Here is a 4,809-nt window from a genome sequence, read left to right on the forward strand (position 1 = left end):
CACCATCGCGGTCTGCTTCAGGTCTTCGATCGGCTCGCCGCGCCCCCCGTAGCGGCGCGCGATCTTGTTGATCAGGGGCTGGTAGAGCACGACCACCCGCTCACGCAGCTCATCGGCCCTGGGATCGTCGTCGGCGAGGCCGCGCAGCCGGGAGATCAGCTCCTCGGGGCGGACCTCCCCGGTTTCCCCGACCTCTTCTTCCCTGACCTCTTCGGCCACCGTGCCCTCGGGGACGGTGGCCTCGACCGGCCTGCGCGGTCTGGGGATCGCGGGCAGTCGGCCGGTGACGGTCGTCGGCGTGTGTGCTTCGTTGAGAGACGTGGACAAGAGGAAACCCCCCGGTGCTCTGTCCTGTGTGCTCATGTACCTGCCTGGGCAGGACACCGGCGGCGCGAACCCGCACGCGACTCGCGGGGCCGGTGGCCCTGTGGCTGGCGGGACAGCCGCGATGCACAGACTAGGTTCCCTGAGGAACGGCTTCAAAAGCCACGAATCCAAATTTTTGTTGCAATACGACAATTATTATTCAAAAATCGTCAAATCACCTCAAATCCGACACGAATATCCATTCGTCCCGTGGCACCGCCGCCGGTGCTCCCGAGGCGCCGCGGCCAGCTAGCCCGGTCTGAGGCGTCCGCGCCGGTCGGATACACAGTCGCACGGTTCCGGGCTCCGGACGTGGTCCGACACGTGCGGGAGGCGCCCGGCCCGCCCGCCTCCGGCACCGGGGCGGCGGCGGGCGGGAGCCCCGGGCCCCGGCGGGAGGAGCGCCGGACCTGCGCTTCGCGGACACGGGGGCACCCGGGTGGGGGTGCGGAACCTGCGAAGTCCGGGGGTTCGCAGGACGTCCGGGGAGCCCCGGTCTACCTCGGGGCGAGCGGGCTGGCGAGGAGCAGCCCGGCCCCCGTGGCCGTGCCCGCGCCGACGCCGTCCAGGCACAGCTCCTGGAGCGCCTCGCTGTCGCGCACCACGGCCTCGCCGGTGAAGTGGTACCGCGCGGGCCTGCCGCCCAGGTGCTTCCACCGCACCGAGGTGATGTCCAGCGCGTCCGCGAGCTTGGCGTCCAGCCAGCCCTCGAACTCCTCCTCCGGGAGGGGGACACGCTTGCCGCGCGGGCGCGCCCCCTCCCCGGAGGCCCCGGCGCCGCGCGGCGCGGCGGGCGCCGTGATGAGCTCCCAGCGGACGGTCTCACCCTCGGAGTAGCGGGGCATCGGGTGGATCGCGGCGGAGGTCGCGCCGGGGACCTTGCCCCAGGCGGGGGCGGTGTCGGAGCTGACCACCAGCGTGCTCGGCGAGGTGCGCGCCCACAGCACGCGGGCGTCGGACTCGGGGTCGGGATCGACCGCTCTGCGCACGGCCTGCCCCATGACCGCCCACTGGTCCATCCGGGCGCTGCGCTTGGGGTCGAGGTTGATGCGGGACAGGTACAAGGAGTTCCCCTCCGGGGCGTCCCCGCCGGGGCGGGGGTCGGTGTTCGTGTCCGGTCGCGGGGCGTCGAGGATCGCCTCCGCCCGGAACGGAGTTCCCACTGTACGAGGCACCGGACCCCGGCTCGGCCCGTCCGCGCAGGACCGCTCCCCGGCGGCCGGCGCCGGTTCTCCCGGTCTGGCTCCCGGGGAGCGGTCCACCGGTTCAGGACGCGTGGAACCGACGGCCGCCTCAGTCCAGGTCCCTCACCTGCACGTTGCGGAACCAGACGTCGGAACCGGTGTGGTGGTTCTGCAACCCGACACGGCCCGAGGACAGGTCCCGGTCGGGGTGGGCGCCCTCGGTGTCGAACTCGTTGATCAGCACGCCGTTGAGGTAGACCGTGACGTTCAGCTCCTCGACCACGATCTCGTAGGTGTTCCACTCCCCCGGCGGGTTGAGCGCCTCGTCCCTGGCAGCGATGTCTGCCCCCTGGAAGTCGTAGATCGCTCCCGTGGTGAGCTCGGGCTCGTCCGTGGCGTCGATCTGCACCTCGAAGGCGCGGTTGCGCACCCCGGGGCCGCCCTCGGGGTCGGGGAGGCCGATGTGCACGCCGGAGTTGTCGTCGCCGCCCATCTTCCAGTCCAGGGCCAGGCTGTAGTCGGTGAGCTCCTCCGGGTGGGTGATCAGGCCGAGTCCGCCGATGGAGCGCATGGTGCAGTCGGCCTGCGTGACGAAGCCGCCGGGCCCGACCATCTCCCAGTCGGCGAAGCTCTCCTCGGTGCCGTCGAAGAGCATGCGGTAGCCCTCGTCCGGCTCGGCCGGGACGCAGGACTCCCGCTGGATCCGCAGGTGGTCCCAGTTCAGGTGGCGGTCGTCGTCCTCGTCGGCGGAGAGCGTGATGGTGTTGGTCCCCTCCAGGAGGTCGAGCCGCTCGACGTGGTCGGCCCACGTCTGCCAGGTCCCGGTCGTCTCCAGCGCGATCTGCCCCCGGTCCTCACCGTTGACGCCGAGCGAGATCGTCTTGGTGCCGGCGAACGGGTCGGGGCCGTTGGAGTAGCGCAGGGTCACCGGATAGGTCCCCGCCTCGTCGACCCCGACCTCCCAAGTCAGAGAGGCGCCGACGCCGCCGAAGCCGTCGACGTAGCCCTCGCCGGTGAAGTGGGGGTGCTCGTCGTCGATGTCCGCGCCGCCCCGCAGCGTCCCGTCCTCGGCCTCGTACACGCCGGTCTCGTTGGGCGGCTCGACGTAGCCGGGGATGGAGTGGACGGTGTACCAGGCCTCGGTACTCCACAGCTCGGTGCCGTCCGCGGAGGCGAAGGGCCTCGGAGAACGCACGTGCACGACGCGGTCCTCGCGCAGACCGGCGATGTCCAGGCTCACCGTGCGCCCGTCGTCGGAGACGGAGGCACCGGTGACGGCCAGGGTCTCCTCATTGCGTTTTGGTCCGCCGTACTGCGAGGTCGGGGTGTAGGACCACTGCTCGATCCGGTACCGCTCGCCGACGTTCTCGACCACGTCGTCGGCCACCGGCTGGGTGTAGGTGATGTCGAACCCGGACTCCGTGACCTCCATCGACACGATGTCCATGGCCTCCTCGGAGGTGGGCGTCAGCTTCTGCAGGCCGTAGGGGAGCTTGCCCGGCTGCTCCCAGTTGCCGCCTCCGCCGATCCCGCCGACGTAGAACGAGCCGTCCGGGCCGAGGGCGAGACGGCTGACGCCGGACTCCAGGCCCTGGGTCATCCGGAACACCGCGCCCTGCTTCCTTCCGTCGACCTCCTCCAGGAAGGCGCGCTGGATCCCGCCGTAGGTGACGTCGCCGAACACCATCTGCCCCGCGAACGGGCCCTCCTCGACCAGCACCGGGTTGGTGGGCGAGTTCGAGATCTCGTTGTGCGGCAGCCACAGCACCGGCTCGGTGACCGGTTGGTCGTCGAAGGGGCCCGCCGGGGTGGTGTAGTGGTTGTAGAAGGCGTCCGGTTCGATCTCGACCAGTTTGGAGGCCGGCAGCCAGTCCCCCTGGTTGTCCGCCACGAAGATCTCCCCCCCGGGGCCCCAGCCGATGCCGTTCGGGGTGCGCAGACCGCCGGCGACGTACTCCAGCTCGCCGGTCCCCTTGTCGATCTTCACCGAGGTGCCGCGGTTCTCGACGTGCTGGGGCACCGTGGTCCGGCCGCCGGGCGTGATGGCCACCGACAGGTTGAGGTAGTAGTGGTCCTCGTCCGCCAGGAGTCCGAACGCGAACTCGTGGTAGGTCCCGCCGGAGGGCCAGGTGGCGATGGCCTCGGTGTCCTCGTAGAAGCCGTCGCCGTCCTCGTCGACCAGTCGGCTGAGCTGGTGCTTCTCCGAGACGATGACCTCGCCGTCGTCGACGAGCACCCCCTGCGGCTCGTTCATGTCGGTCGCGACGACCTCGGTTGTGGTCGTGCCGGGGCCGGCGCCCTCCCCCACGGTGCCGTCGACGATCTCCACGGCGCCGTCGAAGCTCTCGCGCCCCGCCCAGGTGGTGATGACCATGCGGCCGTCGTCGAACCAGTCCATGCCGGTGACCATGGGCTCGTAGCCCTCCGGCCGCAGGTCGGTCAAGGTGTAGTTCGGGTGCACTCCGGCCAGCGGAGCCCCGTCACCGGGACCGTCGTCGGCGTCGGTGCACGTCTTCACGCCGGGCGCGGTCACACGGGTGACGTCGGCGTCGGTGGTCAGCGCCGACTCGGGAACGAGGACGAACGCGTCCGTTCCGGGTGGCCTCCACTCCAGGCGCAGCGCCTTGTCGAAGGCCCCTTGGAAGTAGTCGATGCGCAGGGCGTGCGCGCCCGCGGTCAGCTCGACCGAGCCGTCGGCCGCCGTCGGGGGCTGCCTCCGGTCGTTCTCGATGATCTCCTCGCCGTTGACGTTCAGGCGTGACCCGTCGTCACTGATGATCCGGAATTCGTAGAGGCCTTCCCCGGTCACGTGGATGTTCCCGGTCACGCGCGCCATGAAGTTGTTGGCGATACCGCCGAATTCCCCGGTGGTCTCCCAGTCGACATCCGAACGCAGGACGTCGACGTTGGGCGTCTGCCCTTCGGTCAGGGTGCAGATCTCCTGCGGTTCGAAACCGACGTCGAAGGCCTGGAGCGTGACTCCGGGCTCCTGCGGCGGCAGGTCGGTGGGATCGGCGGCGGCGGTTCCCGCCGGGAGGAGTGACCCGGCGACCAGGGCGCACCCCAGGGCCGCGGCCAGGTAACCGCGTGGTCGAGCAGGCATGGACTATCACCTCGCGTGACTGGGTGTCGTCGTCTTCGTCGGCGCGCGTCGGCGCTGGCCCGTGTCGGGCGCACGCGTGGACGCGGTGCGGGTCGGGGGTCGGGGGTCGGTGGACCGCCGCGCCTGGCGGATGCGGGTGAGGGCAGCGAGCGCGCT

The 4,809-nt window shown here is 70.8% G+C and carries 2 protein-coding genes and 1 pseudogene; all 3 read right to left on the reverse strand.

Going from position 1 to position 4,809, the window contains the following annotated elements; genetic code table 11:
- Positions 1-363 (reverse strand): annotated as a pseudogene (locus ABD54_RS28125) (B/F/G family RNA polymerase sigma-70 factor); the annotation flags it as partial.
- Positions 364-863: 500 nt separating this feature from the next.
- Complete coding sequence (locus ABD54_RS23260) at positions 864-1,430, reverse strand: type I-E CRISPR-associated protein Cas6/Cse3/CasE (protein ID WP_047871667.1); 567 nt, start codon at positions 1,428-1,430, stop codon at positions 864-866.
- 229 nt (positions 1,431-1,659) lie between these two features.
- Positions 1,660-4,653: a family 16 glycoside hydrolase gene (locus tag ABD54_RS23265; protein WP_047871664.1), complete on the reverse strand. Its 2,994-nt coding sequence runs from the start codon at positions 4,651-4,653 to the stop codon at positions 1,660-1,662.
- Positions 4,654-4,809 lie beyond the last annotated feature (156 nt).

The organism is Nocardiopsis sp. RV163, from assembly GCF_001029525.1.
Taxonomy (GTDB): domain Bacteria; phylum Actinomycetota; class Actinomycetes; order Streptosporangiales; family Streptosporangiaceae; genus Nocardiopsis; species Nocardiopsis dassonvillei.

Excerpts from the sequence above, each read along its gene's own strand:
- ABD54_RS23265 (WP_047871664.1), bottom strand. The coding sequence starts at position 4,653 with ATGCCTGCTCGACCACGCGGTTACCTGGCCGCGGCCCTGGGGTGCGCC.